The organism is Citreicoccus inhibens (assembly GCF_019039035.1).
Lineage (GTDB): Bacteria > Myxococcota > Myxococcia > Myxococcales > Myxococcaceae > Citreicoccus > Citreicoccus inhibens.
In genome coordinates, this window is the sequence record NZ_JAHNZT010000002.1 from 24,959 (window position 1) to 50,716 (window position 25,758).

The 25,758-nt window shown below is 69.2% G+C and carries 26 protein-coding genes and 1 riboswitch; of the genes, 15 read left to right on the top strand and 11 right to left on the bottom strand.

Features of this window, described 5'->3' with window-relative positions:
- Position 1: 1 nt before the first annotated feature.
- Positions 2–838, bottom strand: a complete 837-nt coding sequence (locus KRR26_RS02680) for an ABC transporter permease (protein WP_217079052.1) — start codon at positions 836–838, stop codon at positions 2–4.
- Complete coding sequence (locus KRR26_RS02685; protein WP_328707049.1) at positions 835–1,758, bottom strand: ABC transporter ATP-binding protein; 924 nt, start codon at positions 1,756–1,758, stop codon at positions 835–837. Before KRR26_RS02685 ends, KRR26_RS02680 begins: the two co-directional genes overlap by 4 nt.
- Positions 1,759–1,992: 234 nt before the next feature.
- On the opposite strand from KRR26_RS02685, the gene KRR26_RS02690 reads away from it, so the two are divergent.
- From KRR26_RS02690 to KRR26_RS02710, 5 genes are all read left to right on the top strand, one after another.
- Positions 1,993–2,202: a hypothetical protein gene (locus KRR26_RS02690; protein WP_120203749.1), complete on the top strand. Its 210-nt coding sequence runs from the start codon at positions 1,993–1,995 to the stop codon at positions 2,200–2,202.
- 63 nt (positions 2,203–2,265) lie between these two features.
- Positions 2,266–3,234 (top strand): porphobilinogen synthase, encoded by a 969-nt coding sequence (gene hemB / locus KRR26_RS02695; RefSeq protein ID WP_120203750.1) that lies wholly within the window; start codon positions 2,266–2,268, stop codon positions 3,232–3,234.
- 201 nt (positions 3,235–3,435) lie between these two features.
- On the top strand, positions 3,436–3,813 hold the full coding sequence (locus tag KRR26_RS02700; RefSeq protein ID WP_120204161.1) for a hypothetical protein: 378 nt from the start codon (positions 3,436–3,438) through the stop codon (positions 3,811–3,813).
- 23 nt (positions 3,814–3,836) lie between these two features.
- Complete coding sequence (locus KRR26_RS02705; RefSeq protein ID WP_120204162.1) at positions 3,837–4,451, top strand: RDD family protein; 615 nt, start codon at positions 3,837–3,839, stop codon at positions 4,449–4,451.
- Positions 4,436–6,625: a D-alanine--D-alanine ligase family protein gene (locus KRR26_RS02710; protein WP_233576731.1), complete on the top strand. Its 2,190-nt coding sequence runs from the start codon at positions 4,436–4,438 to the stop codon at positions 6,623–6,625. The genes KRR26_RS02705 and KRR26_RS02710 overlap by 16 nt, the downstream gene beginning before the upstream one ends.
- Before the next feature lie 19 nt (positions 6,626–6,644).
- Here KRR26_RS02710 and KRR26_RS02715 read toward each other — a convergent pair whose 3' ends face one another.
- Positions 6,645–8,072 (bottom strand): carotenoid oxygenase family protein, encoded by a 1,428-nt coding sequence (locus KRR26_RS02715; protein WP_120203752.1) that lies wholly within the window; start codon positions 8,070–8,072, stop codon positions 6,645–6,647.
- Between the two features lie 174 nt (positions 8,073–8,246).
- On the opposite strand from KRR26_RS02715, the gene KRR26_RS02720 reads away from it, so the two are divergent.
- From KRR26_RS02720 to KRR26_RS02730, 3 genes are read left to right on the top strand one after another with little or no spacing between them, the layout of a single operon-like run.
- Positions 8,247–8,909 carry a TetR/AcrR family transcriptional regulator gene (locus KRR26_RS02720; protein ID WP_120203753.1) on the top strand — a complete coding sequence of 221 codons (663 nt, stop codon included), beginning with the start codon at positions 8,247–8,249 and terminating at the stop codon, positions 8,907–8,909.
- Positions 8,910–8,939: 30 nt separating this feature from the next.
- Positions 8,940–10,328 (top strand): DmpA family aminopeptidase, encoded by a 1,389-nt coding sequence (locus tag KRR26_RS02725; protein ID WP_120203755.1) that lies wholly within the window; start codon positions 8,940–8,942, stop codon positions 10,326–10,328.
- Between the two features lie 40 nt (positions 10,329–10,368).
- Complete coding sequence (locus KRR26_RS02730; protein WP_120203757.1) at positions 10,369–10,488, top strand: aminopeptidase; 120 nt, start codon at positions 10,369–10,371, stop codon at positions 10,486–10,488.
- A 33-nt stretch (positions 10,489–10,521) separates the two neighbouring features.
- On the opposite strand, the gene KRR26_RS02735 is transcribed toward KRR26_RS02730, so the two are convergent.
- A complete protein-coding gene (locus KRR26_RS02735) occupies positions 10,522–11,010 on the bottom strand; it encodes a hypothetical protein (RefSeq protein WP_120203758.1) in 489 nt (162 codons plus the stop codon).
- Between the two features lie 108 nt (positions 11,011–11,118).
- On the opposite strand from KRR26_RS02735, the gene KRR26_RS02740 reads away from it, so the two are divergent.
- The 3 genes from KRR26_RS02740 (at position 11,119) to KRR26_RS02750 (ending at position 15,180) form a co-directional block, all read left to right on the top strand.
- Positions 11,119–12,228: an AI-2E family transporter gene (locus KRR26_RS02740; protein WP_217079054.1), complete on the top strand. Its 1,110-nt coding sequence runs from the start codon at positions 11,119–11,121 to the stop codon at positions 12,226–12,228.
- Between the two features lie 48 nt (positions 12,229–12,276).
- Positions 12,277–13,335, top strand: a complete 1,059-nt coding sequence (locus KRR26_RS02745) for a hypothetical protein (protein WP_217079055.1) — start codon at positions 12,277–12,279, stop codon at positions 13,333–13,335.
- 372 nt (positions 13,336–13,707) lie between these two features.
- Positions 13,708–15,180: a CotH kinase family protein gene (locus KRR26_RS02750; protein WP_328707050.1), complete on the top strand. Its 1,473-nt coding sequence runs from the start codon at positions 13,708–13,710 to the stop codon at positions 15,178–15,180.
- 21 nt (positions 15,181–15,201) lie between these two features.
- Here the strand turns inward: KRR26_RS02750 and KRR26_RS02755 are convergent, their stop codons facing one another.
- Positions 15,202–15,489 (bottom strand): hypothetical protein, encoded by a 288-nt coding sequence (locus tag KRR26_RS02755; protein ID WP_233576732.1) that lies wholly within the window; start codon positions 15,487–15,489, stop codon positions 15,202–15,204.
- Between the two features lie 82 nt (positions 15,490–15,571).
- Positions 15,572–16,216, bottom strand: coding sequence for an EF-hand domain-containing protein (locus KRR26_RS02760; protein WP_217079057.1), 645 nt, complete (start codon positions 16,214–16,216; stop codon positions 15,572–15,574).
- A 491-nt stretch (positions 16,217–16,707) separates the two neighbouring features.
- Here KRR26_RS02760 and fusA point away from each other — a divergent pair, with 491 nt between their 5' ends.
- Together fusA and sugE are read left to right on the top strand one after the other, a co-directional pair.
- A complete protein-coding gene (gene fusA, locus KRR26_RS02765; protein ID WP_217079058.1) occupies positions 16,708–18,813 on the top strand; it encodes an elongation factor G in 2,106 nt (701 codons plus the stop codon).
- A gap of 125 nt (positions 18,814–18,938) precedes the next feature.
- Positions 18,939–18,994, top strand: a riboswitch (guanidine-III (ykkC-III) riboswitch).
- 17 nt (positions 18,995–19,011) lie between these two features.
- Positions 19,012–19,332: a quaternary ammonium compound efflux SMR transporter SugE gene (gene sugE / locus KRR26_RS02770; RefSeq protein ID WP_120203768.1), complete on the top strand. Its 321-nt coding sequence runs from the start codon at positions 19,012–19,014 to the stop codon at positions 19,330–19,332.
- Positions 19,333–19,346: 14 nt separating this feature from the next.
- Here the strand turns inward: sugE and KRR26_RS02775 are convergent, their stop codons facing one another.
- The 5 genes from KRR26_RS02775 to KRR26_RS02795 all read right to left on the bottom strand — a co-directional run bounded on the left by KRR26_RS02775 (position 19,347) and on the right by KRR26_RS02795 (position 24,538).
- Positions 19,347–19,682: a Carotenogenesis protein CarS gene (locus tag KRR26_RS02775; RefSeq protein ID WP_120203770.1), complete on the bottom strand. Its 336-nt coding sequence runs from the start codon at positions 19,680–19,682 to the stop codon at positions 19,347–19,349.
- Positions 19,679–20,341, bottom strand: coding sequence for a DUF1109 domain-containing protein (locus KRR26_RS02780; RefSeq protein WP_217079059.1), 663 nt, complete (start codon positions 20,339–20,341; stop codon positions 19,679–19,681). Before KRR26_RS02780 ends, KRR26_RS02775 begins: the two co-directional genes overlap by 4 nt.
- Positions 20,341–20,880: an RNA polymerase sigma factor gene (locus tag KRR26_RS02785; protein WP_217079060.1), complete on the bottom strand. Its 540-nt coding sequence runs from the start codon at positions 20,878–20,880 to the stop codon at positions 20,341–20,343. The genes KRR26_RS02780 and KRR26_RS02785 overlap by 1 nt, the downstream gene beginning before the upstream one ends.
- A 68-nt stretch (positions 20,881–20,948) precedes the next feature.
- On the bottom strand, positions 20,949–22,427 hold the full coding sequence (locus tag KRR26_RS02790) for a M48 family metallopeptidase (protein WP_120203774.1): 1,479 nt from the start codon (positions 22,425–22,427) through the stop codon (positions 20,949–20,951).
- Positions 22,415–24,538 (bottom strand): tetratricopeptide repeat protein, encoded by a 2,124-nt coding sequence (locus tag KRR26_RS02795; RefSeq protein ID WP_217079061.1) that lies wholly within the window; start codon positions 24,536–24,538, stop codon positions 22,415–22,417. Before KRR26_RS02795 ends, KRR26_RS02790 begins: the two co-directional genes overlap by 13 nt.
- 131 nt (positions 24,539–24,669) lie before the next feature.
- Between KRR26_RS02795 and KRR26_RS02800 the strand changes: the two genes are divergently transcribed.
- Entirely contained in the window at positions 24,670–25,200 is a 531-nt protein-coding gene (locus KRR26_RS02800; RefSeq protein ID WP_120203777.1) for a DUF2378 family protein, read from the top strand.
- 67 nt (positions 25,201–25,267) lie between these two features.
- Entirely contained in the window at positions 25,268–25,756 is a 489-nt protein-coding gene (locus KRR26_RS02805; RefSeq protein WP_120204166.1) for an FKBP-type peptidyl-prolyl cis-trans isomerase, read from the top strand.
- Positions 25,757–25,758 lie beyond the last annotated feature (2 nt).

Consider the following 25,758-nt stretch of genomic DNA (forward strand, 5'->3'; position numbering starts at 1 on the left):
CTCAGTAATCCTTTCCCTCGAAGCGCCAGAACCCGACCACCAGGGCACCCAGCCCGAACACGAACACTCCCACCAGGAGCAGCCCCAGGGAACGGATCTGCGGAGGCGTGGACGCCGCCAGGTCCGCCGCCGCCATCGCGAGCGCGGACAGCCGAGGCAGGAGCAGCGTCACGGCCTCGAACGCGTTTCGTCCGAGGCCCGCCTCGAAGAATCGCGACAGCTGCTGGCGGAAGCCCGCGATGATGCCTCCCACCAGGAACAGCCCGCCCGCTGCCGCGCACAAGGCCGCGCTGCGCACGAACGTCGCGGTGGTGAGCATCACCGCGTACACCGCCGCGAAGCCCACGCACGCCAACACGCCCGCGATGAGCGGCCCGAGCGTCCAGTACCCCGTCTTCACGCCGAAGATGAGCGTCAATCCGCCCGCGCCATAGACGGTGCCACCCAACGCGAGCGTCATCACCCCGAGAAAGGTCCCCGCCAGCAGGTGCCAGCGGCGCAGGGGCAGGGCGAGCAGGTGTTCGATGCGACCCGGCGACAGCAGCCCCGGCGCGAAGTCCGAGCACGCGACGATGCCGAAGACGATGCCCCCGTAGAACACGATGAACGCCGCGGCCTTGAAGACGGGCCGCAGCGCCACGTCCACCGCGCGGATGCTGGTGGGGATGACGTCCCCGAACAGCCGCGTGGCCGCCAGCGCCCCGTCGATGACCTCGATGCGCAGGCTCAGCGCCACCACGGCGAGCACCAAGGTGATGCCCACCAGGAACGCGAGGATGAACTTTCGCGACGCCGCCTCGCGCAGCACATAGGCCGCGATCCCCAGCACGGGCTTCACGCCGCCACCCCCACCGTTCCCACCAGCACCGCCTCCAGGTCCGCGCCCTCTCGCTTCAGCTCCACCAGGAGTGCCCCTGTCGCGCGGGCCTTGTCGAGCGCCGCGTTGAGTGTCGCCGGTCCGTCCGCGTCGATTCGAAACAGTCCCTCGGTCTCCGCGCGCTGAAGTCCTGCGGCCTCCAGCGCCCCCGCGTCGGCCCCGGGTGCGAAGCGCGCTTGCCACCGCGCCGCGCCGCGCGCCAGCTCCTCCAGACGCCCTTCGCGCACCACGCGCCCCTGCGCCAGGATGGCCACGCGATCACACACCCGCTCCGTCTCCGCCAGCAGGTGTGAGTTCAAGAAGAGGGTGGTGCCGCGCTGCACCTCCTCCTGAAGAATGCGGCGCACCTCCACGCGCCCCATGGGGTCGATGCCGTCCGTGGGCTCGTCGAGGATCAGCAACGCCGGGGCCCCGAGCAGCGCGGTCGCCAGGCCCAGCCGCTGCCGCATTCCCTTCGAATAGCCGCCAATCTTGCGCCCCGCCGCTTCAGCCAACCCTACGCGCTCCAGGAGCTTCAGGTGCGCGGCGGGCTCCGGCTGAAGGCCCTTCAACCGCGCCACCGTCGCCAGGAACGCCGTCGCCGTCCAGCTCCCCGGCAGGTGCAGCCGCTCCGGGAGGTAGCCGATGCGCGCGCGGATCCGCGGGTCCTCGGGCGAGCCCCCCAGCACACGCACCGTGCCCGCGGTCGGCTGCACGATGCCCAGGATGCTCTTGATGAAGGTCGTCTTGCCGGCGCCGTTCGGTCCGATGAGCCCGAAGGCGCTGCCCTCGGGAACGGTGAGATCCACCCCGCGGAGGGCGTCACTGCCCTGGCGGCGGAAGGCTCGGAAGTAGGTCTTGCACAGCCCGGTCACTTCGATTGCGGGGGGGCGGTTTGTCACGGTCGCACTGTAGACGACCGAGTGCGACATTGATTGCGGCCCACGGGCCGCGAAGGCGTCTGCGCGCGGACGGATTCGCGCCCATGGGAAGTCTTTTGCGCACACCCTTCGTGCCTGCCGCAGCGCGAAAACCCGTCGTTTCAGGGGATTGGCGCGAGCACCGGGGGCCTGAACCTGTTGGTCCGCGCCCTGCATTGGCTCGCTCCACACCTGTTGCACGGAGGAGACCCGGAGATGACGTGGGAACAGCGGACCGAACAGCAGCTCCAGGAAGCGCGCGGTGAGTTGAAGGCCGCGGAGCGGGAGCTGTCGGCCGGCACCGAGGCGGCGCGCGTGCGCTACGCCCGAGCCCTCTACGAAGCGGACATCGCCGAGCGGCGCGCCGAGCGCATGGTTCGCGATCACCGCCGCCATCAGCAGAGCTGGAAGCCCGTCGCGGGGTGAGGGGGCGGGCGGCCCCACGGAAACCGTGAAGCGCGGACGCCAGCGGTTTATACCGCGTCCGCCATGGCCTATCCCGTTCACCGCCCCCGTCGGCTCCGCCGCTCCGCCGCGCTCCGAGACATGGTTCGCGAGACGCGTCTCGCCCCCTCGGACTTCATCTACCCGCTCTTCGTCGTGGAAGGCCGGGACGTGCGGCGCCCCATCGCCTCCATGCCCGGGGTGTTCAACCTCTCCGTGGAGCACGTCGTCGCGGAGGCGAAGCGGGCGCACGCGCTCGGGATTCCCTCCGTGCTGCTCTTCGGCATCCCGGACCACAAGGACGCCCAGGGCTCCCAGGCCTACGCGCGCGACGGCATCGTCCAGCGCGCCATCCGGGAGATCAAAGCGGCCGTCCCCGAGCTGCAGGTCATCGCGGACGTGTGTCTCTGTGAGTACACGGACCATGGCCACTGCGGCGTGCTGGAGGGCGGGCACGTGGCCAATGACGCCACGCTCCCGCTGCTGGCGCAGATGTCCGTCACGTGCGCCCAGGCCGGCGCGGACATCATCGCTCCCTCGGACATGATGGACGGGCGCATCGCGGCCATCCGCAAGGCCCTGGACGAGGTGAAGATGACGGAGGTGCCCATCATGGCCTACTCCGCCAAGTACGCCTCGGGCTTCTACGGCCCGTTCCGCGAGGCCGCCCAGAGCGCGCCCCAGTTCGGCGACCGTCGGGGCTACCAGATGGACCCGGGCAACGTGCGCGAGGCCCTCAAGGAGACCGCCCTGGACGTGGAGGAGGGGGCCGACCTCATCATGGTCAAGCCGGCCCTGTCCTACATGGACGTCATCCGCGCCGTGCGCGAGCGCTTCGAGCTGCCGGTGGTCGCCTACAACGTGTCCGGCGAGTACTCGATGGTGAAGGCCGCCGCGCAGAACGGCTGGGTGGACGGCGAGCGCCTCATGATGGAGATCCTCACCTCCATCCGCCGCGCGGGTGCGGACCTCATCATCACCTACCACGCGCTGGAAGCCGCGAAGCTCTTGTAGGCAACACACGGCATGCGTGCCGTGGCGGGATGCTTGATCCGCCGCGGCGCTTGCGGCCAAATGGCGCGAAGCACGATGCCCACCAAGAAGAAGCGTCCTCGCCGCAAGGCGGCGAAGCCCCCGCCCAGACGCCCTCGCAGCGCCACGCCGCGCCGAGGCCGCGCCCCAGTCGTCTCCATCCCCAGAGGGTTGCAGTACAAAGTGGTTGAGCTCTCCACGGTGGAGGAGGGCACCCTCGAGCGCACCCTCAACGAGTGGACCGCGAAGGGCTGGAACCTGGACGGTGTCCAGTTCGCCATGCGAGAGGCCTCCAAGCGGCCCGCCATGGCCTTCGTCTTCTTCACCCGAGAGGGGGCCGCCGCGAGCCACGACGAGGACGCCGCGCGCGCCCGCCTGATGCGCTTGTCGGAGACGGGCGGCCCCACGGCTGTCCTGGCGAGCGAGCCCCCCAGCGAATCGGAAGACGGGGGCATGCCGCGGATTCATCCCCTGAGCGCGCGCGAACGACTGGCGCGGTTGGCGGGGCTGGATGAGCCGGACCCCGTCGAGGAGGGCCTCATGCTGGAGCCCGAAGAGTGAGCACCGTTCCGGAGCGCGCCCTGATGACATCCAACCGCGGGGCTCGCGCGCTGCGACTCGTGCAAGAAGACGCGGTCCCCGGCTCGCCGTACCCCAAGGCCTCGGTGTGGCTGCGGGTCTGCGCGCGCGTGGTGGATGTGGGCGTGGCGTGGGGCCTGTACGTCGTGTGCGGCGCCGCGGGCGCGGTGGTCGCGCTGCTCTTCCTCCTGCTCGCGGACGGGATGCTCCAGGGCCAGAGCGTGGGCAAGCGCATCTTCGGCGTGAAGGTGATGCACCTGCCCACGCGCTCGGCCGCCCGGCATCGGGACAGCACGCTTCGCAACGCGCCGCTCGCGCTCGTCGTCCTGCTCGGGATGATGCCCGCGCCCCAGGGCGTGGTGGCCGCGGCGGCGGGCTTCGTGGTGATGGGCGGCGTGGAGGCGTGGCGCGTGTTGAGGGATCCGCTCGGTTGGCGGCTCGGCGACACCTGGGCGCAGACGCAAGTGGTGGATGGGAAGGTTGTCGCGGGCGCAACCGTTGCTGCCCGCACCCCGGTGGCGCATCAGCGCGCCCCGGGACGACTCATGTCCGCGGCCAAGGTTCGCCGCGGCCGCTCGGTCAGGAAGTTGGGAAGGGAGAAGCCTTGCGCATCGCGCTGACGTACAACCTCCGGTTGTCGGATTCGGAAGAGGAAGCGGAGTTCGACACGCAGGAGACGGTGAACGCGCTCGCCGCCGCCATCGAGCGGCTCGGCCACCGGCTGGAGCGCTTCGAGGTCAGCGGGCCCGCATCGCGCACCGTCGCGCGGCTGGAGGCATACAGCCCCGACCTCATCTTCAACACCGCCGAGGGCCGCCGCGGTCGCTTCCGCGAGGCCTTCTATCCCGCCCTCTTCGACGAGCTGGGCTTCGCGTACACCGGCTCGGACGCGTACGCGCTGGCGCTCACGCTCGACAAGCAGCTCACCAAGCTCATCCTCTCCAAGCACGGCATCCGCACGCCGGGCTGGCAGTACGTGGAGAAGCTCAGTGAGTTGACGGCGGAGAACCTGCGCTTCCCCGTCATCGTGAAGCCCAACTTCGAGGGCTCCTCTAAGGGCATCACCCAGGACTCCGTCGCGGAGACGCTGGAGGCGGTGCGCGAGAAGGTGGCCCGCGCGCTGGAGAAGTACCCGGCCGGGGTGCTCGTGGAGGAGTACATCAGCGGGCGGGACCTCACGGTGCCGTTCCTGGCCGCGGTGGACAACGACTACGACGGCGTGCTGTCGCCGGTGGAGTACGTCATCGACTCCGAGGCCGCCTCGGGGCGCAAGTACGCCATCTACGACTACGACCTGAAGACGAAGCGCGAGAAGGCCGTCACGGTGCGCGCGCCCGCGAACATCCCCGCGAAGATCTCCGAGGACGTTCGCAAGATGGCGCAGAAGATCTTCCAGGTGCTGGACTGCCGCGACCTGGGGCGCCTGGACTTCCGCCTGTCCGACGCGGGCGTGCCGTACTTCCTCGAAATCAACGCGCTGCCCAGCCTGGAGCCGGGCGCCGGCATCTACTCGGCCGCGGCGCTGGAGGGACTGCACCTGGATGGGGTCATCAACTCGATCATCCAGAGCGCGGCCAAGCGGAACAAGATTCGCGACTCGGCCCGGCGCCAGGGCAAGCCCGCGCGCAAGTCAGGGCCGCTGCGCGTGGGGTTCAGCTTCAACGTCAAGCGCGTGAAGCCGAGCGCCACGGCGGAGACCGTGGAGGACAGCGAGGCCGAGTACGACTCGCCCAACACGCTTCAGGCCATCCGCGAGGCCATCGCGTCGTGGGGCCATGAGGTCATCGACCTGGAGGCCACGGCGGAGCTGCCCACGGTGCTCTCCAGCACGCCGCTGGACATCGTCTTCAACATCGCCGAGGGCTTGAAGGGCCGCAATCGCGAGAGCCAGGTGCCCGCGATGCTGGAGCTGTTGGACATCCCCTACACGGGCTCGGACCCCGCGACGCTGTCGCTCGCGTTGGACAAGGCGCTGGCGAAGAAGATTGTCCGGCAGGCGGGCATCCTCACGCCCAACTTCCAGCTCATGGTCACCGGCAAGGAGCGGCTGAACAAGGAGTTCACCAGCTTCCCGCTCATCGTGAAGCCGGTGGCGGAGGGCAGCTCCAAGGGCGTCGTCACCAAGAGCGTCTGCCACAGCGAGGCGGAGCTGCGCGACGTGGTGAAGGAGATCGCCGGCAAGTACCAGCAGCCCGCGCTCATCGAGGAGTACATCGGCGGGCGTGAGTTCACGGTGGGCCTGTTGGGCGAGCGGCGCCCGCGCGTGCTGCCGCCCATGGAGATCGTCTTCCTGGACAAGGAAGAGAAGAACCCCGTCTACAGCTTCCAGCACAAGCTCGATTGGACGGACCGCATCCGTTACGACGCGCCCGCGAAGCTGGAGCCCGCGCTGCTGGAGAAGCTGCGCACGGCGGCGCGCAACTCGTTCATGGCGCTGGGCTGCCGCGATGTGGCCCGCATCGACTTCCGCATGGACGACAAGGGGCGCATCTACTTCATCGAGTGCAACCCGCTGCCGGGCCTCACGCCTGGCTGGAGTGACCTGGTGCTCATCGCGGCCGGCGCGGGCATGGACTACCGCACGCTCATCGGGGAGATCATGGCCCCGGCCATCCGCCGCTACAAAGAGCGGGAGGCGCGGCGCGCCCAGACCGAGCACCCGGGCACGCCGGCGCCGCCTCTCAACAAGATGGCGCAGCGCATTGAAGAGCACGGTGCGCACTCCGGCGTGTCGAACCACGGCGGCACGACCAACGGCGAGCCGCTCGTCGCGCGGCCCGAGCTGAAGGCCTGACCCACGCGTGGCTCGCGCCTCAGGTGGGCGCGAAGCCGCCGTGGAAGGTGAAGGGGAGGGCGTGATCGAAGTGGCACCGCGCCACCGGGCCCTCCCCGAGCCGCTGTGCATCCAGGATGGCGACGTGCGAGGTGTCGCTTCGCGCGTCGTACACCTGGGTGAGGACCCAGCCCTCGTCCTCCGCGCGTGAGCCTGCGCGCGGAACGAAGACGGGCTCGGAGGGATACTGCTCCCTTCCCAGCGCGGCCACCGTGGTGTGCCCGGAGGCGACGTCCACGCTCGCCACGCCGTCGAAGTGGCCATGGCTCGCCGCGGTCGTGGTGTGGATGCTCACATAGGCCTTCTGGTAGGGCCGTCCCACCGCGCTCGGCGCGACGCGTGGGAACTCGCAGCTCACGTCGGCGCGTGGTTCGGTGTGGAAGCGGCGGCCCTTGAGGTCCACCACCGCGCGATGGAACCGCCCCTGGGCCTCGGTGGTGGCGGGGCCCTTCGCCAGCTGCCCCAGCCACTGGTTCGTCGTGAAGTCGGGGTAGTGCACGTAGTCCACCACCAGCCGGTCGCCCTCCTCGTACGCATTGGCGAAGTGCCACTGGTAGAAGGCGTCCGTGGGGATGCGCACGGGGTGCGCCACATCGTCGATGGGCACCACGAGGATCTCCGAGCCCACGCCGGGCTTCCATCTCAGGTTGCCCGAGAACGAGCCCACGCGGAGCACCATCCGGAGCACGTCGAGGCGCAGCGCCGGCAGGAAGAAGAGGAGGTAGCGGTCCGTGGCGATGAAGTCATGGACCATGGTGGCGCCCGGCAGCTTCAGAGTGCCCAGGAGCCGCGCCGGGCCCTCGTCAGGCAGCGCGAAGAGGTCCAGGGTCGTCTCCCGGCCGTAGCGCACGCCGAAGTTGTAGGCCGTCTGGCGTGACGGCACCCGGTGCGGGTGCGCGGAGAAGCTCTCCGCCACGACTCCGCCCAGGTCCGTCTCGCCCAGGCTCGTGAGGTCCGCGGGAGAGACCTCCACCGGACGGCACGGCTCGAACAGCGCGTAGAGCCGCCCGTTCCACGCCATGACCGACGTGTTCGCCGAGTTCTTCCGGGCATTGCTCAGCTTGTGGAGCAGCGGCGTGGGCGTGCCGTAGGCGCCGTAGCGACGCCGACCGGCTCGCCGCTCCGTCAGCATGGTGGGCGTGTCCATCAGCCGCGCCGCCCCCGTGACGCCCTCGGGGCCGAAGCGCACGCCCAGCATCCCGCCGTCGCCGTCGAACCAGTGCTGGAAAGGGCGGCCTTGCACGTCGAACGTCCACGGGCCCACCCGATACAGCGTGCCCCGCAGGTCCTCGGGGACGCGCCCCTCCACCCGCAGGGGCTCGAAGCCGTGCGAGCGAGTCAGCCCGCGGAAGGCCCGGTGCCAACCCGGGGACAGCGCGGTCGGATGCTTCGAAGTCGCGGTCGTCATGTGGCGCACCTGTCGTGTTTGGCCAGGCCCTTGCGCGGTGCCTCGCCGTGGTTGTAGACACCGTAAACATTCGATGTTGTCGGTGTCAACATTGATGTTGTCGGTGGTAACTTCAAGGGGACGGTGATTAGGTCCGCAGCGCCGGGGACAGGGCAGGCGCGGGAGGCGCGGACGTTGGCGACGCGAGGCAAACGGACACAGGCGACGGAGCGGACCGAGAAGTCGCGCTATCACCATGGAGATCTGCGCCAGGCGCTGGTGGACGCGGCGGTGGCGCTCATTGCCGAGGAGGGGTTCGCGGCGCTGACCCTGCGCGAGGTGGCGCGCCGGGCAGGCGTCACGCACGCGGCGCCCTACCGGCACTTCGCGGACAAAGAGGCGCTGCTGGAGGCGGTGGCGGCGGAGGGGTATCGCGCGATGGCGCGCGAGATGCGTCAGCGGATGGAGCGCGTGACGGGTCCGCTGGAGCAGCTCATCACCGCGGGCGAGGCATACGTGCTCTTCGCGGTCCGTCACCCCCCGCACTTCCGGGTGATGTTCGGGCCGCACTTCACCCGGCCGCACGAGCCCGTGGCCTCCGAGGCTGGCGAGGACGCGTTCAGCTTGCTGGTGCGCTGCATTGAGGCCGGACAGGCCGCAGGACTGCTGCGCGCGGGGGATCGCCTGTCGCTCGCGCTGACCGCGTGGTCACAGGTGCATGGGCTCGCCTCGCTGCTCGTGGATCGGCAGATCGACCCGGCCGAGCACGGCTCCGAGTCGGCGGAGACGCTGGCTCGCACGCAGACGCGCCGCCTGGTGGAGGGGCTGGCCGCGCCCCTCGGGCAAGGACGGGGTTGACCCTCGGGGACGGTCGATTACGGTCGGCGCATGGTGCGCATACCGGAAGAGAACGGTCCGCGGGTTCGAGCGCGGGAGCTGGGGCTGCCGCTGGGGCGCTTCAAGCCCGGCAAGTACAACGCCATCACCGACGTGGAGGGCGTGCTCGTGGGGCACTGCACGCTCATCCAGGGGGATGGGCCGCTGCGCCCCGGCTACGGGCCCGTGCGCACGGGCGTCACCGCCATCCTGCCCAACCTGGGCAACATCTTCATGGAGCGGATGAGCGGAGGCGGCTTCGTGCTCAACGGCGCGGGCGAGGTCTCCGGCATGACGCAGCTCATGGAATGGGGCCTCATCGAGACGCCCATCCTGCTCACCAACACCATGGCGGTGGGCGCCGTGTCCGACGGCGTGGCGCGCTACCTGGTGGAGCGCTACCCCGGCATCGGTGACGAGCACGACGTCATCATCCCCGTGGTGGGCGAGTGCGACGACTCGTGGCTCAACGACATCTCGGGCCGCCACGTGCGCGAGGAGCACGTCTTCGAGGCCATCAACAAGGCGGCCTCCGGCCCGGTGGAGGAGGGCAACGTCGGCGGCGGTACGGGCATGGTGACGTGCGACTTCAAGGGGGGCATCGGCACCGCGTCGCGCAAGCTGCCCGAGGTGCTGGGGGGCTACACGCTGGGCGTGCTCGTCATGTCCAACTTCGGGAAGATGCACAACCTGCGCGTGGGCGGCCTGCCCGTGGGCGAGGTGCTGGTGGAGAAGTTCAAGGGCACGCCGCACCGAGGCAAGTCCTACGGATCCATCATCGCGGTGGTGGCCACGGACGCGCCGCTGCTGAGCCATCAAATCAACCGCCTGTGCAAGCGCGTGGGCCTGGGCATCGGCCGCGTGGGCAGCTACGCGGCGCACGGCTCCGGAGAGATTGTCGTGGGCTTTTCCACCGCGAACATCATCCCGAGGCGCACCCAGAAGATGGTCTACAAGATGAAGATCCTCCTCGATCAGCGCCTGGACCCTCTCTACGAGGCGGTCATGGAGGCCACCGAGGAGGCCATCCTCAACGCCATGTGCATGGCCACGCCCATGACGGGGGCCAACGGCAACTACTCACCCGCGCTGCCCCTGGATGAGGTGCGCCGCTTCGTGGATGCCTGCCGCCCCATCTTCGCCTCGGTGAAGAAGCGCCCCCACCAGACGAGCGTCCCGGCCTCCCGGGAGCGCCCGAGTGACGAGGACCGCGAGGGCGAGGTGACCGTGTCCGCGGCCTTGCCCACCAATGTCCGGGGCGCCGAGGGAATCCCTTTCCCGACCCGCCCCGCCCCCGAGGAAGCCGCCCGGACAGGGGATGCGCCAGCCGACGCCACCCCCCCCTCCGGGGACGAGCCCGAGGGTTCCTCTTCCGGGAGGCCTCCGGGTTCTGATAGGTAAGCCCCCCTTTGCTCCATTTCGGAGACCAGGAGCCACCCACATGGCCAACAGCAAGAGCAAGCACCGCCGCGTGCAGATGAAGATCCGCCAGCACTGGAAGAAGCGGATCAAGAAGCAGAAGGAGGCCGCGAAGGCCGCCGCCGAGGGGAAGAAGAAGTAATTCCGCCCTGGCGCCGCTCCCGGCGGCCCTGGCTCACCGCCGGGTCGCCGTGAAGGGGCTGTTGAGGGCGCAGTTCTGCTGCCCTCCAGCGCCCGGGTTCGAGTAGCTGGCGGTGAACGTTCCCTCCAAGCCGACCATCCCTCCGTCCGCGCCCAGCGGCTGGGTCCGGCCCGCGAGGTTGAGCGTGTCGGTGCGGCCCGCATCGACGTTCGCCTGGGTTCCCCCGAGCGCGAAGCCTCCGGACGCCGTCACGCTGCCCAACAGCGACACGCCCTCCAGCGTCCCGGTGAGGCTGTTGCCGTTGCGGCTCACCTCCAGGTCCGCGCCTTGGGGCAGCCCGGTGATGCCCAGGCGGGTGCAGTCGCTCGAGACGCCCGCGTCGGGGAACGAGAGCTGGTAGCGCCCCTCCACCGCGGGGCAGTCCGTACAGGGGGCCTCGTTGCCACAGCCCGCGCCGGAGAGCAGGGCGCCCAGCGCGGCGAGCGCGGCGGTGGTGGCGAGAACGAAACGTCCAGAAGTCATGGTGCTTCCTCCAAGTGACAGGCGGTGGGCTTCCAGGGGCCCGCGGCCATCCCTAGTTCTGTGGCGGGTCGTCAGCGGTGCGCGGGCTTCGGGATGGGGTGGGCGCGGATGCAGGGTGCATCGAAGCAGTGGTCGAACATCATCTTCGCGGGTCTCTTCGCACTCGCGCTGATTCTGTTCTCGCGAATTCTGCTGCCATTCTTGATGCCTGTGTTGTTGGGCGGCTTCCTGGTCGTCCTCTTCATGCCGGTCCAAGACGGCCTCTGCGCGCGGCTGTTGGGTCGCAAACCCCTGGCGGCGGCCCTGTCCACGCTGACGGTGTTCCTGCTCATCCTCGTGCCGCTGCTGCTCGTGGCCTGGATGGTGGCGCGCGAGCTGTTCCACATCGTGGGGCAGGCGAGGGACTTGCTGGAGCAGGTGGATCTGCGCCACCAGTTCATCGACAGCCTCCCGCCCGGCTGGGGGCGCTACCTGCGGATGGAGCCAGAGAGCGCGGAGACCGAGCGCCTGCTCATGTCCGTGGTGACCGGAGGCGCCGCGTTGTTCGCGGACGTCGTGGGCGCGGGCACGGAGCTCGTCATCGATCTCTTCCTGATGACGGTGGCCATGTACTACTTCTTCCTCGATGGGCGGAGGCTCGTCGCGGAGGTGTCGCGGCTCTTGCCCATGGAGGCGCGCTACTTCGAGGCCTTCTCGCGCGAGTTCAGCGACGTGGCCTACGCCATCATCTACGGCAACACCGTGACGGCGCTGGTGCAGGGGGCCTGTGGCTTCATCGGGCTGATGGTCGCGGGAGTTCCGCACGCGGGCGTGTGGGGCGCGGCGATGGTGTTCATGGCGCTGCTCCCCGTGGGCGGCACCGCGCTCGTGTGGGGCCCCATTGGCGTGGTGCTCCTGCTCTGCCACCAGGTGACCGAGGGCGTCTTCCTGCTGGCCTGGGGGACCTTCCTCGTGGGTGGCATCGACAACTTCGTCCGGCCGAAGTTGTGTGGCGCACGCATGGCGCTGCATCCGCTGCTCGTGTTCCTGTCGATGTTCGGCGGGCTGGCTGTTTTCGGGATGATGGGCGTGCTCGTGGGGCCACTCATCGCGTCGCTCTTCATGGCCATGGTGCGCATCTACCGTCGTGACTTCCTCGGGCCCGTGCTGGCGCAGCGCCCCGTGTTGGAGTCGAAATCGCCTCCCGCCGTCACGGTCACGACGGTCGCCAACGCCTGAGCGCCGAGCCTGGACATCGGCCATGGGGTGGGTGAACCTCCCCGGGCGATGAAGAACTCCAGACTCGGGTGGGCTCGGACGGGCGTGGTGCTCGCGCTGATGGGGGGGGGAGGCTCAGCCGCGGCGCAGCCCGCGCAGGCTCCCAGTGGGGGGCTGCCCGTCGAGTCTGCCCGCGCGCCGCTCCTGGATGCGCCGGTGGCGGAGGTCTCGGCCTGGCTGGCCGCCAGGCACGCGCTGGCGCCAGAGGCGGGCACGGGTGGGGCCGCGTCACCACGGCATCTGCGGCCGCCGATGCTGCGCCTCTTCGTGGCGGGAACGACGACGTGGCGACGGTACTGCGCGCGCCCGGGTGTGAAGTCCTGTGGTGAGTACGATTGCAAGCCAATCGAACAGCAGACGGGCGACACCGAGACGTTCTCCTCGTCGGTGCCGTATCTCGGGTTCGATATCGAGTTGGAGGTGCTCCCGCTGGCGCATTGGGACTCGGCGCTGCGCGGGCTGGGCGTGGTGCTGGCATACCAGCGTGGCTTCTCGTCCACGAACGTGACGCTGCGAAGCGAGACGGGACAGACGCCCAAGCGCGAGGTGGACGCGACCGACACGGCCGTCACCGCGCAGGCGATGTATCGCTACTACTTCAACTTCGGCTCCAACGCGCAGCCGGGCTACGTGGGCACGCGCTTCGGTTTGCATTCACGTTCGTTCAGCATGGATGCGAGCAGCGAGACGCCGCTCCTGGGCACGCACCGCGTATTTCCGACATTGGGGGTGGATGTCTCGGTTCCGCTCTTCCGCTCCATCCGGCTGGAGGCCGCGGGCGGGCTCTTCCTGGGCGCCCAGCCGGGAAAGCGGCTGGGCGGAGACGACGACGGACGGATCCACCTGGAGGTGAGCGACCATGGCGCGTCTGTGTCCAGCTTCGGCTGGAACGCGGTGCTGGGGATCGCGGGCGACATCTGGGGCCCGCTGGGGTACGCGGTCCACTATCGCCTGACGCACTTCCAGGACACGTTCACGGGCGAGGGGACGCGCGCGGGTTGGTCGCAGGGGGGCGTGGCGGAAGAGACCTACTCCAGCCTGAACTGGGGCCTGCTCGTCTCGTACTGAGCCGCGCCGTCGCGGACTCCACGCGAGCGAGGGTGCTCGGGCGGTGCGCGTCCGCGGGCGGACATTGCTCGGGAGCGCCAGGCTTGGCCTGACGTCGGCGGATGCTTAGTGCTGATGCCGTGCGTCCCGGTGGGGCGCCAGGGGGCGTGGCGGGTGGCTGGATGGGCGTGGCGGTGTCTGGGCGTGGTGTGTCTGTGTTGGGTGGCCTGTGGGGCTCCGGACGCGACGAACTCGCCCGGCGACGAGTCCCTGCCTGGGTCCCCCCCGGGCGTCTCGGACGGAGGCGGCGACGTCCCCGATGCCGGGGACACTCCCACGCAATCCGATGGCGGGGCCGCCGATGCCGGCACCTCGCCAGGATGCACGCTCGTCGTGGGGCCTCCACGCTGGCTCCTGGAGGGCGAATCGCTCACGGCGCAGGTGTCATGCGCTCCGGGCGCGGATGGCGTCCCCACGTTCTCGGTGGAGAACCTTCCCCCAGGCGCGACCTTTGATGGCGCGAGCGGGACGCTCCGCTGGACGCCGGGGCGGGATCAGGCGGCGGTGTGGCTGCTGCGCGTGCGCGAAGTCCACTCGGGCGCCACGGACACTCTGAAGATTGGCGTGGCGGAGAACGAGTCCGCGCCCGGCAACGTGCGCATCGTCGATCCCCAGGCGTACACGGAGGAGTACGGCCTGCCGGTCATCCACCTCTCGTACGGGCCCACGGGCCTGACCGCGGGGGGATACCGCACGGCGCACGTGGTCTATCGCGGCAAGCGGTACGACATCGAGGCGAAGTACCGAGGCTCCAGCTCCAGTGCGTTCCCCAAGCGCAGCATCACCCTCAAGTTCGCGGACGAGCAGCTCTTCACCGAGCCGGTGATGGGGGAGGACTTCACCGACCGCAAGCGAATCGTCCTGGTCTCCACCTTCAATGACAACTCATACTTGCGCACGCGCCTGGCCTTCGACCTGTGGGCGAAGATGTCGCCTCGGCACCTGCGCCTGCACGCGTTCAGCGCGATTGTCTACGCGAACAATCGCTACGTGGGGCTCTACACGGTGGCGGACCACGCGGACAAACGTCTGCTGGCACGAGAGGGGCTCTCGACGAAGGCGGACCTGTTCAAGGCGGTGGACGCCAACGCGAACTTCTCGCGGCTCCGGCGAGACGGCACCGCCAAGTCCTGGCTCGGCGAGGGACTGGCCAAGGAGGAGGGGCGCCCCGCCGCGGGTCAGCCCCATTCCTTCGACACCTTCGCATCGCTCATCGCCTTCACGGCGGACGCGACCGATGGGGGCTTCCGAGATGGGTTGGCGGGGCGCGCCGACCTGCACGACTACATGGATTGGTGGATCTTCAACACGCTCATCCTGGGCACGGACTCCCACTCGAAGAACGCGTACCACGCGAGAGACCCTTCGCCTGGGAAGGTCTGGCGCTTCCTGCCGTGGGATCTGGATGCCTCGTTCGGTCAGAACTTCGACACCACGCGGACGAGCCCCCAGGAGTGGAAGACCTTCGCGACCAACAACCTGCTGTTCGCCCGGATGCTCGCGGAGCCGACGTTCTCCGACGCGATGCACGCACGCTACCGGGCATTCCTGGCCAACGAGTTGAACGTGCACGCGGTCCAGTCGCTCGTGGAGGGCTACGTCCGAGAGATTGCCCCGTCCGCGCGGCGCGACTGGGCCAAGTGGCGTTCGAGCTACGTCGTCTTCGGGTCCGCCGGTACGAATGGGGAGGCCAACTTCCCGAACTGGCAATCGCGCGACCACTTCAACTCCTACGACGAGGAAGTGGAGTTCCTGCGCGAGTGGATCAACGCCCGCTGGCAGATGCTGGGGTCCCGCGTTCCGTGAGAGGCATTGCCGGACGTTCTGCTACCACGAGTCGTCGGGGCCGCAGTGGCTGCAGCGATTGAGGCAGTTGCCGACGAAGTCGCCGTACTCCTTGACGCACTCCTGGTTGTCCGCGCAGTTCTCGTCGCTGGTGCAGCCGGGCTCGCAGGTGTTGAACGTCGCGTCCACGCAGTACTGGCCGGGCTGACAGGGTTCGTCGCTTACGAAGTCTCCGCACTCGGTATAGCCATGTTCGAGCGGAGAGATGATGCAGCCCGTGCTCGCGAGCAGGGTGCTCGCGAGCATGAAGACCCAGGTCGATGCGCGCATGAGGGGAGCCTCGTGGAGTCAGGAGAACGACTCCTCGGGGCCTCATGACGAGCGGGGCCTGATTCTATTCAGCGCGCCGCGGCTACCGGCTGGTCCACCACGTCTTGAACTGCATCCAGGAGATCGTTCCCGTGCGGTCGGGGTCGACCACGTCCAGGGCGATCATCAGCTCGTCATCGGTGATGTTCTGACCCAGCGCCTCCAGGAGCCGAGCGAAGCCACTGTGCTCGATGTGCCCGGTTCGCTGACGGTCGTAGCGCTGGAAGATGTCGAGCAGCTCGTTGCCGGAGCTGGTCAGCTCGTCCACCGCCGCGTGCTCGGGGGCCAGTGGTTGGATGCCGGCCGAGGTCGTCTCCACCATCTCGACGTCGGGCGCGACGAAGGCCGTGGGCTCGGGCTCTTCCACGAAGAGGGCGGTGACGGGGGGCGCGGGGGCCTTGCGAGGCTTCGCGGGGGCCTTGCGAGACTTCCCGGGAGGCGCCTTGCGCGCTGGGGCCTTGGCCGCGCGGGCCGATACCTTGACCTTACGAGCCGAGGCCTTGCGCGCCGCGACCTTGCGAGGCTTCTTCGCGGCGGCTTTGCGAGCCGAGGTCTTTCGGGGCGCCGCCTTGCGCAGCCTCGCTGCCTTCTTCGCAGCGGCCCGTTTCTTCGCGGGCACCTTGCGCGTCGAGGTGGTGCGACGCGCCGTCTTCTTCCGTGCCGTCTTGCCAGCCTTCTTCATCGCCATCGTGGAGCCTCCCCAGATGGACGCTCATCGTAGCGCCTGGTCACGGTTTGCTTGCAATACCCGCTTCGCTTTCGTTTCAGACACGAGGCAGGGTTCGTCCATGAGCGGTCAGGAATTGCGGCTCACGGAGTCCGGGGGCGGCTCGCATTGACAGGTGCCGTTGGGCGCCTTACTTGATACCGGCCATGACACCCGCTGCCCTTCAGAGGAAGCCGTTCGCGCGCCTGCTGGCGCCGACGGCGGGCGTGTGTGTGGGTCCCCGTCACGAGGTTCTGCTCGACATTTGAGTGGGCGGACCGGGCTTTCCGGCGCGCGAGTTGGCTGGTTGTCGCGCGCTGGAAGGGCAGGTTCCGCCTGACTCCCATGTCTCGTCGTGTGTCCGAAGGCCGGGCGTCGTGCGCCCAGGCTCCGGCGACACGGCCCTCCATTCCAACCAGTGACGCAGCATCCCCCGCGGGCGCGCTCGTGCCCGACGGGAACGGGGAACCTCCATGTCCCGCAGCACTCGAATCGATCGCTATCGCAACATCGGAATCATGGCCCACATCGACGCGGGCAAGACGACGCTGACCGAACGCGTCCTCTACTTCACCGGACGCATCCGCTCCACGGGCGAGGTGCACAACGGATCCACCGAGATGGATTGGATGGATCAGGAGAAGAAGCGCGGCATCACCATCACCTCCGCGGCGACCACGGCGTTCTGGAAGCCCCGGCACGGCGCGGGCGCGGGAATCCTTCATCGCATCAACATCCTCGACACGCCGGGGCACGTGGACTTCACCATCGAGGTGGAGCGCTCGTTGCGCGTGCTCGACGGGGCGGTGGCGGTGTTCGATGCGAGCCAGGGCGTGGAGCCTCAGTCGGAGACGGTGTGGCGGCAAGCGGACCGCCACGGCGTGCCCCGCATCGCGTTCATCAACAAGATGGACAAGGTGGGCGCCGACTTCGCCATGAGCCTGGGCTCGATGCGTGAGCGCCTGGGGGCGAACGCCGTGGCCGTTCAGCTCCCCATCGGCGTGGGCGCGGACTTCCAGGGCGTCATCGACCTCCTGCGCATGCAGGCGCTCCTCTTCACGGACGAGGAGGGGGGCTTCGTGGATGAGCAGCCCGTTCCCGAGTCCCTGCGCGCTCAGGCCGATGCCCTGCGGGCCCGCCTCGTCGAGGCGTGCGCGGAGTTGGACGAGTCGCTCGTGGAGCGGTTCGTGGAGGGACGACTGGCGGACATCTCCGCCAGCGAACTGGAGCACGCGCTCCGCCTGGGCACGCTGCGGCGCCAGGTGGTGCCGGTGCTCTGTGGCGCGGCGTTCAAGAAGAAGGGTGTGCAGATGCTGCTGGACGCGGTCGTCAACTACCTGCCCGCGCCGTCGGATCTCCCGGCGGTGGAGGGGCTCATCCCGGGCACGGGCGAGCGCGTCGTGCGCGGTCCGGACGACGCCGAGCCTCCCGTGGCGCTCGTCTTCAAGCTCATGCACGACAAGGTCGTGGGGAACATCGCTTTTCTTCGCATCTACTCCGGTTCGCTCGGCGCGGGGACGGCCCTGCTCAACGGGCGCACCCAGCGCCGCGAGCGCGTGGGGCGACTCATGTTCATGCATGCCAATCAGCGCGAGGAGGTGAGCGAGGTCCATGCGGGCGACCTCTGCGCGGTGCTCGGCCTGCGCGATGTGCGCACAGGCGACACGCTGTCAGACGCGCGCTCGCCCATGGTGCTGGAGTCCCTCGCGGTCCCGGAGCCCGTGGTTCAGCTCGCGGTGGAGGCTCGCTCGCGAGCGGAGCAGCAGAAGCTGGAGGAAGGACTGCATCGACTGGCGATGGAGGATCCCTCGCTGCGCGTGGGCGTGGATCCGGAGAGCGGGCAAGTGCTCCTGTCCGGCATGGGAGAGCTGCACCTGGAGGTGGTGGTGGACCGGCTGCGGACCGAGCACGGCGTGGAAGCCCGCGTCGGCAATCCTCGGGTGGCCTGGCGAGAGACGCTGCGCGAGCCTGTTCGCCAGGAGTATCGCTACGTCCGTCAGACGGGCGGGCCGGGGCAGTTCGCGCACGTGGTGTTGGAGGTCGGGCCGGCGCCCCGAGGGGTGGGACTCGTCTTCGTGGATGACACGCGCAACGGCGCGGTCCCTCGCGAGTTCGTTCCCGCCATCGAGAAGGGCGTGCGGGGCGCGATGGAGCGGGGCCTGCGCGAAGGCTTCCCGCTGGTGGACCTGGAGGTGCGGCTCGTGGATGGGTCGACGCATGTGAAGGACTCGACACCGCAGGCGTTCATGATGGCGGGCTCCCTGGCGCTCCAGGAAGCCGCGCGTCGTGCGGGCGTGCGCGTGTTGGAACCCATCATGGCGGTCGAGGTCACCACCCCCGAGGAGTACCTGGGCGACGTGCTGGGTGACATGGGGGCCCGGCGCGGACGCGTGACGGGCACGGAGTCTCGAGGCCCCGTGCGCGTGGTCTCCGCGCGCATCCCGATGGCCAGTCTGTTCGGGTACGTGAATGGCCTGCGCGGCCGGACGCAGGGGCGGGCCCAGGCGAGCATGCACCCAGGCAGCTATGACGTGGTGCCCGAGGCCCTCCAGGCCTCGCTGTTCGCGGCCCAGGCTTGAGCATGAAGTGAGGCCCCCGGGAGCAGGTGACTCCCGGGGGGCACGCTTTGGCGGATGGATTGAACTCCGGGATTGAGTGGGGCCCGGCTCGGGGTTATCTCTGAGGACGTCCGGTACACCCATGAGGGGCGCCGGGCCCGGACGAGGTGCGCCGTACCCGGTTAGGACAAGACGACGCATGCACGGGAGTCATGCGCCATGTCGTGGATCCTTCTCGTCGTCGCGGGTCTTCTCGAGGTGTGCTGGGCCGTGGGGCTCAAGTACACCGAGGGCTTCACCCGCCCCTTGCCCAGCCTGCTGACGGGCACTGCCATCGTCTCCAGCATGCTGCTGCTGTCCATCGCGGCCCGCACGCTGCCCATCGGGACGGCCTATGCCGTCTGGGTGGGGATTGGCGCGCTGGGCGCCGCGGCCTTGGGCGTGGTGCTCTTCCATGAGCCCATCACGCCGCCGCGGATGCTCTTCCTGGGGATGCTGCTCGTCTCCATCGTGGGCCTGAAGGCCACCTCGGGACACTGAGGCGGCGCGCGGGTTCAGGGCACGCGGGCCTGTCGCTCTCGGCGGGCCACGCGCGCGGACTCGCGCAGGGCGGCCAGGTTGCGGCGCACCCACTCGGGCGCCAGCTCCAACTCTTCGACGAAGAACAGGTCTTCGCCCAGTCCCCGCACGCGGACCTGGATGAGCGGATCCGCGGGAAACTGCCGGGCCGGGTCGTCGTAGACGAGGCCTGTCACTGTTCCCAACCGCCCGAGGAACCGCCGGGCGATGGGGTCGTCGGGCGTAGCGCCGACAATCTTCACGGTCGCGCCCATGCGTACGGGCGCGCCGTCCACGTCCTGGTTCAGGATGAGCGAATGCTCGTGTTTCATGGTGCGTAGGACCTGGGTTTGAGCAGGGATGACAGCGCGACCGAGGCGAGCGCCACGAGGGCCCAGGCGAGCAGGTGCCAGACGGCCACGTGCCGCCAGTCTTGCTGGCACGCGAGCTCGCCCACGCAGGCCCCCGTCGTGCCCACGGCGAGCCCCGCGATGAGCGCGCGACGGGGCGCGAACACCGTGCCTCGCAGCGCGATGAGCATCCACGCGAGGGGGCCCACCGCGGCGGCCACGTGGCTCGCGGTGCAGACCCAGCCGGGAAGCTCGGACGCCTCGGGGGGCGTTGCTCGAGTCAGCACGAGCGCGGCGGCGGTGACCCAGGTAAGGCTCAGGCTCCAGCGCCGCAAGCTCCGTCCTCGCGGCATCAGCGCGCTCCAGGCGCACAGGGCGCAGGTGAGCAGCAGCAGCCCGAGCAAGGGCGCGCGGCCGAGCATCAGGCCCACCGAGGACGGGCCCGCGGCGAGCAACACGGCCGCGACGGCCAACACCAGCCCGACACAGATTCCGACCGCGCCAAGGGCTTGCATGCGCCAGTTCGCGGCGCGCGGCGAGGTGCTCAGCTCCTGGCGCGCGGAGTCGAGCGCGCGCTCCAGCGCCTGGGGGCTCGGGCTGCCCGGGTCGCGCGAGAGGAGGGTGTCGAGAGACGGTCGCATCAGACGGTCTCCAGTTCACCGAGCAGCGACCGCAGGCGCTCGTAGCCGCGATGCGCCCGGAGTCGGGCCGCGCCCGCGCTGATGCCGCGCAGCTCGGCGATCTCCTCGAAGGACCAGCCCTCGACCTTGCTGAGGACCACGGCCTCGCGTTGTTCGGGAGGAAGCTGCTGGAGCGCATCCTCGAGCTGATGCCGCACCTCCCAGGCGTCCGAGCCGTCCGCGGGCTCTCCCTTGCCCCGGGGCCGCTCCTGCACGTAGGCGTGGATGTGTCGCTGATGCTTCAGCGCGTCCCGGGCCGCGTTCGCCGCGATGGTCAACAACCACGGGGCGAAGCGCGTGCCCGGCTCGAAGCGCCCGCGGGCCCGGATGACCGACAGGAACGTCGTCTGGAGCAGGTCCTCCGCGAGCGGCCCGTCCCGCACCATGCGGGCCAGGAAGCCGTGCACGCGGCGCGAATGCCGCGCGAACAGCACCTCGAACGCATCGAGCTGGCCGGCGCGGAACCCTTCCATGAGTGCTTCGTCCGTGGGGCTGCCCATCACCTCTCATCCGGACGACTCACGCCGAGTTCTGTTTCCGAGCCACCACGAATTTCCCGTCGATTCCCTCAACCCGTGGGAATGACTGGCTTCTCCTCCTCCGGGTCAGGGGGACCCAGGCTCTGGCACCACGCCAGGTAGTCATCGACCGGGAGCTGGCCGGTGGCCACCCACTCCACCAGGTCCAGCGGCTCCACCTCCTCGTTCTCGCGGAAGAATCGCAGGTGGGTTCCAGGCCGCAGCTCGGGGCGGAAGCCGCGCAGCTCCAGCGCCGTGGCCAGCCAGTCCCCGAGCAGCACCTTCGCCCGCTGACGCTTCGCCTCGGGCGACAGCAGGTCCAGGCCGGTGGGGCGCAAGCGATCCCACAGCTTGCCGCCTTCCGCGAGCAGCTCGGGGAGCGCCTCGGGCGGCGTGGCGCGTGGATTCAGCGAGGTCTCCGCCAACTGCTGGGTGATGCGGGGCAGCAGGACTCTTGGCGCGATGTCCTCCCAGGGCATGGTGTGCAGCTCGCCTCGGGTGAAGCGCGCGAACCACGCGTCCTCCGCTGGGCGCTCGCCGCCCAGCAGCTCCAAGCACCCCGGACCCGGTTTGATCGCCGAGTGGCCCTTCGCACCGAGGGCCTGGAGCCGCGCGTCGAGCGGGGGATGTGAGTCCCAGGGCGAGGGCTCTTGCTGCTCTGCCTCCTCCAGGGCCTTCTCGGTGGACTCACGCCGCCGGCCTTCTTGGAGGAAGCGACGGAAGCCCTCCAGCACGGGCATGCGAACGCTCTTCTCGATGAGCGGGACGACGTCCTCCTCGAGATAGACGCGCCACGCGGGGCCATACGCGTGCACCTTGCGGAGCGCGCGTGCGCTGGACGCGGAGCCACAGGTGGCCGAAGACAGCGCGTCCGCGGCGAGCTCCTGCTGTCGTGACACCGACGCGGACACGCGCAGGAACAGCTTGCCGTAGGCGCGGAAGGGCACGTCGAGGAAGAACGCCGAGTCGTCCAGCGACTCCACCGCCGAGCCGATGGCCAGACGCGTGCGATACACCCACGGGCCCAATCGCAGGTCGCCGCCCACGTGGTGCCCGTACTCGTGGGCGAGCACCGCGGCCAGCTCATCGCGCGACAGCAGGGCGAACAGCGGCAGGCCAATGCCCACCACCGGCTCGCGCCTCAGGCCCAGCCACTTGCGCTCCATGAAGATGAACGCCGTGGCCGCATCCGACAGCAGCACGCGACGTGGCGCGCTCGTGCCCACCTTGCGCGCCACCTCGTCCAGCAGCGCATGCAACTCGGGGAACTCCTCGGGCCCGAGCGGATCGCTGCGTTGCTTGGATGAATCCGAGAACCAGTCCCGGGGGCGCAGTGCCCAGAGCACCACCAGGGCGCCAACCCCCGCGAGGATTCCTCCGAGGTCCAGGCCCCGGCCATAGTTCATCTGCGTCAGCGGGATGGACGCGAGCCCTCCCGCCAGCCCGAGGGCGAGGACCCAGAACCCCGCCCAGAGCGCCACGGTGAGCATCGCGCGGCGGGCGGTGCTCGGCGGACTCACAGCTCCCATGTGGCCACGGCCTCGCTCACCGGCCCCTCCAGCACGTCATCGTGCCGGGCCTGTTCGAGGAGCTGCTTGCGCTCCGCGCTCGAGATGTTCTTGGCGCGCGCGCGCACGACGCACGCCGCGGCTCGCACTTCCGGCTCCACGGACAGCGTGTCCATGGGCACGTCCTCGCCCAGCATGAACCGTCGCAGCGTGTCGGTCTCCGTGATTCGCGTACGCAGCACCGCGCCCAGGGTCTTCTCCAAGGGCTCGGCGCCTGTCCGGACGGACTCGCCATACGCGAGGGTCACGGGGCCGGGGCCGAGCCAGAGCATCTTCGCGGTCGTCAGTTTCGCCGCGTGCTGGAGCGCCTTCGCGGGGTCCTTGCCAATCATGCGCATCAGATCGATGTCTGGGATACTGGGGGCGCCGCTCAGGGACAATCCCGCCCGGGCCCGCAGCGACCAGAGCTTCCCGCCATCGTTGGCCTTCTCCTCGAGGCGCTGGATGAGCTTGTCGGGTTGTTGCAGGCGATCGGACCGGGTCAGGCGGGCGTACAGCTCCGCCGCGCGCATCTGAGTATCGGTGTCATCGCTGGACTCGAAGACGCCGGTGACCAGCGCGATCGCCTCCTTCTTGTGCCCCGTCGCGGCGAGCGCGGCCACCTCAGGGCTCATGAGCCCGATGGCGCCCTCCGCATCCAGGCTCCGCAAGTGTTCCCACGCCTGGTGCGTGCCTTTCCAGTCGGCGTTCTGCCAGCGCGAGTGGAGGACGGACCGGGCAATCTCGATGTCCGAAGGGAATCGCGTCGCCAGCTTTTCCATGATGGGCCCACTCGCAGGGGGCCTCACCAACCGCGCGGAGAGGTATTGCGCGAGGGGCGAGTCCGGCTCGGCCTTGGCGCGCTGCTGATACTCCTCGAGGAGCTCCGCCTCCTTGCCCACGGTGCGCCCGGTCCATTGGTACGCGCGATGAAGGTCGGCGCTGTTCGGATTCGCGGCAAGGGCGAGCTTCGCCATCCGGTAGCCCTCGGCCGGCTGGAAGAGGCCGGCCACTTTAATCACCTGCAGCGTGGGCTCCTCGGCCCAGCCCGACAGCCGCGCCTCAGCCTCCATGAAGGGCAGGGTGTCTTGCATTCGGTCCTTGCTCAAGAGCCAGTGACGACAGGCCGTGAGGGGCGGCGTGTCGGACGTGGACGGGGGCGCGCCGATGAACGTGCGGTACACCACGACCTGCGAGGACGACATGCTGATGCTCGAAGGAGGGTCACGGAACAGGTCGTCCACGTCTCGGACCTCGAAGGTCTTCTTGCCGCAGTAGACCTCGGCGGGTTCCTTGTCGATGGGGCTGCCCGAGTCCTTCCGGTATTCGACCCGCTCTCGGAACACGGGGAACGCCCCCGCGATGTTCCAGACCACCAGGTCCACGTTCGAGTGGATGTCGAACGCGATGGTCTCCACCTCGATGCCCTTCGTGCTGACCGCGCGTCCTTCCTGGTGCCCGGTCCGCACGGTGAGCTTGGTCCGGGTGTGGGGGGGAATCTGCGCCGAGGCACGCCCGAGCTTGACATCGAGGGGCTCGTCGAAGGCATTGAAGACATACACGTCCTGGTATCGCGAGTCGTGCAGGGCCTTGAACGCGCCCATCGCCACGAGCGCGATGACGCCCAGCGCCACGGTCCGCGAGTACAGCCACGTCAGGGTCCCGAGTGGAACGCGCGCGAAGATGCTCCAGGAGCGGCCTCGGAATCCGCCCGAGTCATTGCTGCGCACGACATAGGCGCCCAGAGGAAGGAGCGGGATGATGAAGAAGAACACCAGCGCGTGCACCGCGATGGACGTCCCATCGCTGGCATCCTTGTCCGAGCTACCCACGAAGCTGGTGCCAAAGCCATTCATGGTGAAGAGCGAGGGCGTGCCCGACAAAGGCTTCGCGAACAGCCGGCGCCGAGCGAGCAAGGCATTGATGGTGTCCCGGTGGGAGCGCAGCTTCCCCAGCCACTTCGCCCAGCGCAGGGCGCGATAGACTTTGAAGGGATCTCCACCCTCGACCGCTCGGCGGATGCGTTCGTCCTCGCACAACTCTCGCAGCTCGGGGATGCGTTCCAACAGCCCCGCCGGATCCGAAATCACCATGTGTCCTCCCAGACTCCCGCCAAAAGCATAGGAGCAATCACACGAACCTGGGGAGTGGGTCCTGTCCACTGGCCGCCTCGCCCGCGATGAGAGGCTTGCCCAAGGGTTTCTTGTTTCCCTAGGTTTACGGCATGCCGAGTGAGGTCATCGTCCAGTCCACGCTCTTCGAGGCCCTGGTGCGCAGCACGCGGGTCGATGCGCTCATGAAGTCCCGGTTGAATGAGGCGGGCTACGACGTGGACCGTCCTCGTGCCAGCTATCCGGCCTCGGTCTTCCTCGCCTGCCAGGAGGTGGTGCTGAACGCGGCGTACTCGGGGCGCCCCCGGGGCGAGGCGTACCGCCAGATGGGGCGGGACATCGTCCGGAGCTACTTCGACACGCTGGTGGGCAAGGTGGTGGGCGTGGCGCTGTCGGTGGCGGGCCCGGAGCGCGCGATGCGGCGCGTGGCCTTGAGCTTTCGCTCGGTGTTCGAGCCCATCAACATCCGCTCGGAGCCCTTGGGGCCCCAGGACTGGCGCGTGGAGTTCCGCAGCTACCCCTTTCCCGCCGAGAGCGCGGCGGGCACCTGCGAGGAAGCACTGCGCAAGGCGGGCGCGGCCCAGCCTCGGGTGACGTTGGAGCGCGAGGACTCCGCGGGCTTCGACCTGCGCATCCGTTGGTGAGGCCACGTTTCGAACAGCGCCGCGCATCATGCGAGCGTGCGTGGGCGTCTTGCGCTATGAGGGCCGCATGAAAATCGCCAAGGACTGTGTCGTCTCCATCGAGTACCGGATGCACCTGGGAGACGGAAACGTGGTGGATGAGAGCGAGCCGGGTGAGCCGCTCGAGTACCTCCAGGGCTACGAGGAGATCGTCCCGGGCCTGGAGAAGGTGCTGGAGGGGAAGCAGGCCGGAGAGTCCCTGAAGGTCGTCGTCGGCCCCGACGAGGGCTACGGCGACTACGATCCCGAGGGCGTCGAGGAGGTTCCGCGCTCCGAGTTCCCCGAGGACCTGGAGATTCAGGCCGGCGGCGTGCTGAGCGCCACGGACCCGGACGGGGACGAAGTGGACTTCCTGGTGAAGGAGGTTCGCAAGGACTCGGTGCTGGTGGACTTCAACCACCCGCTCGCGGGCAAGACGCTGCACTTCGAGGTCACCGTCAAGGGCGTGCGCGCCGCGACGGCCGAGGAACTGGAGCACGGGCATGCCCACGGTGAGGACGGGCACGGCCACGACTGACG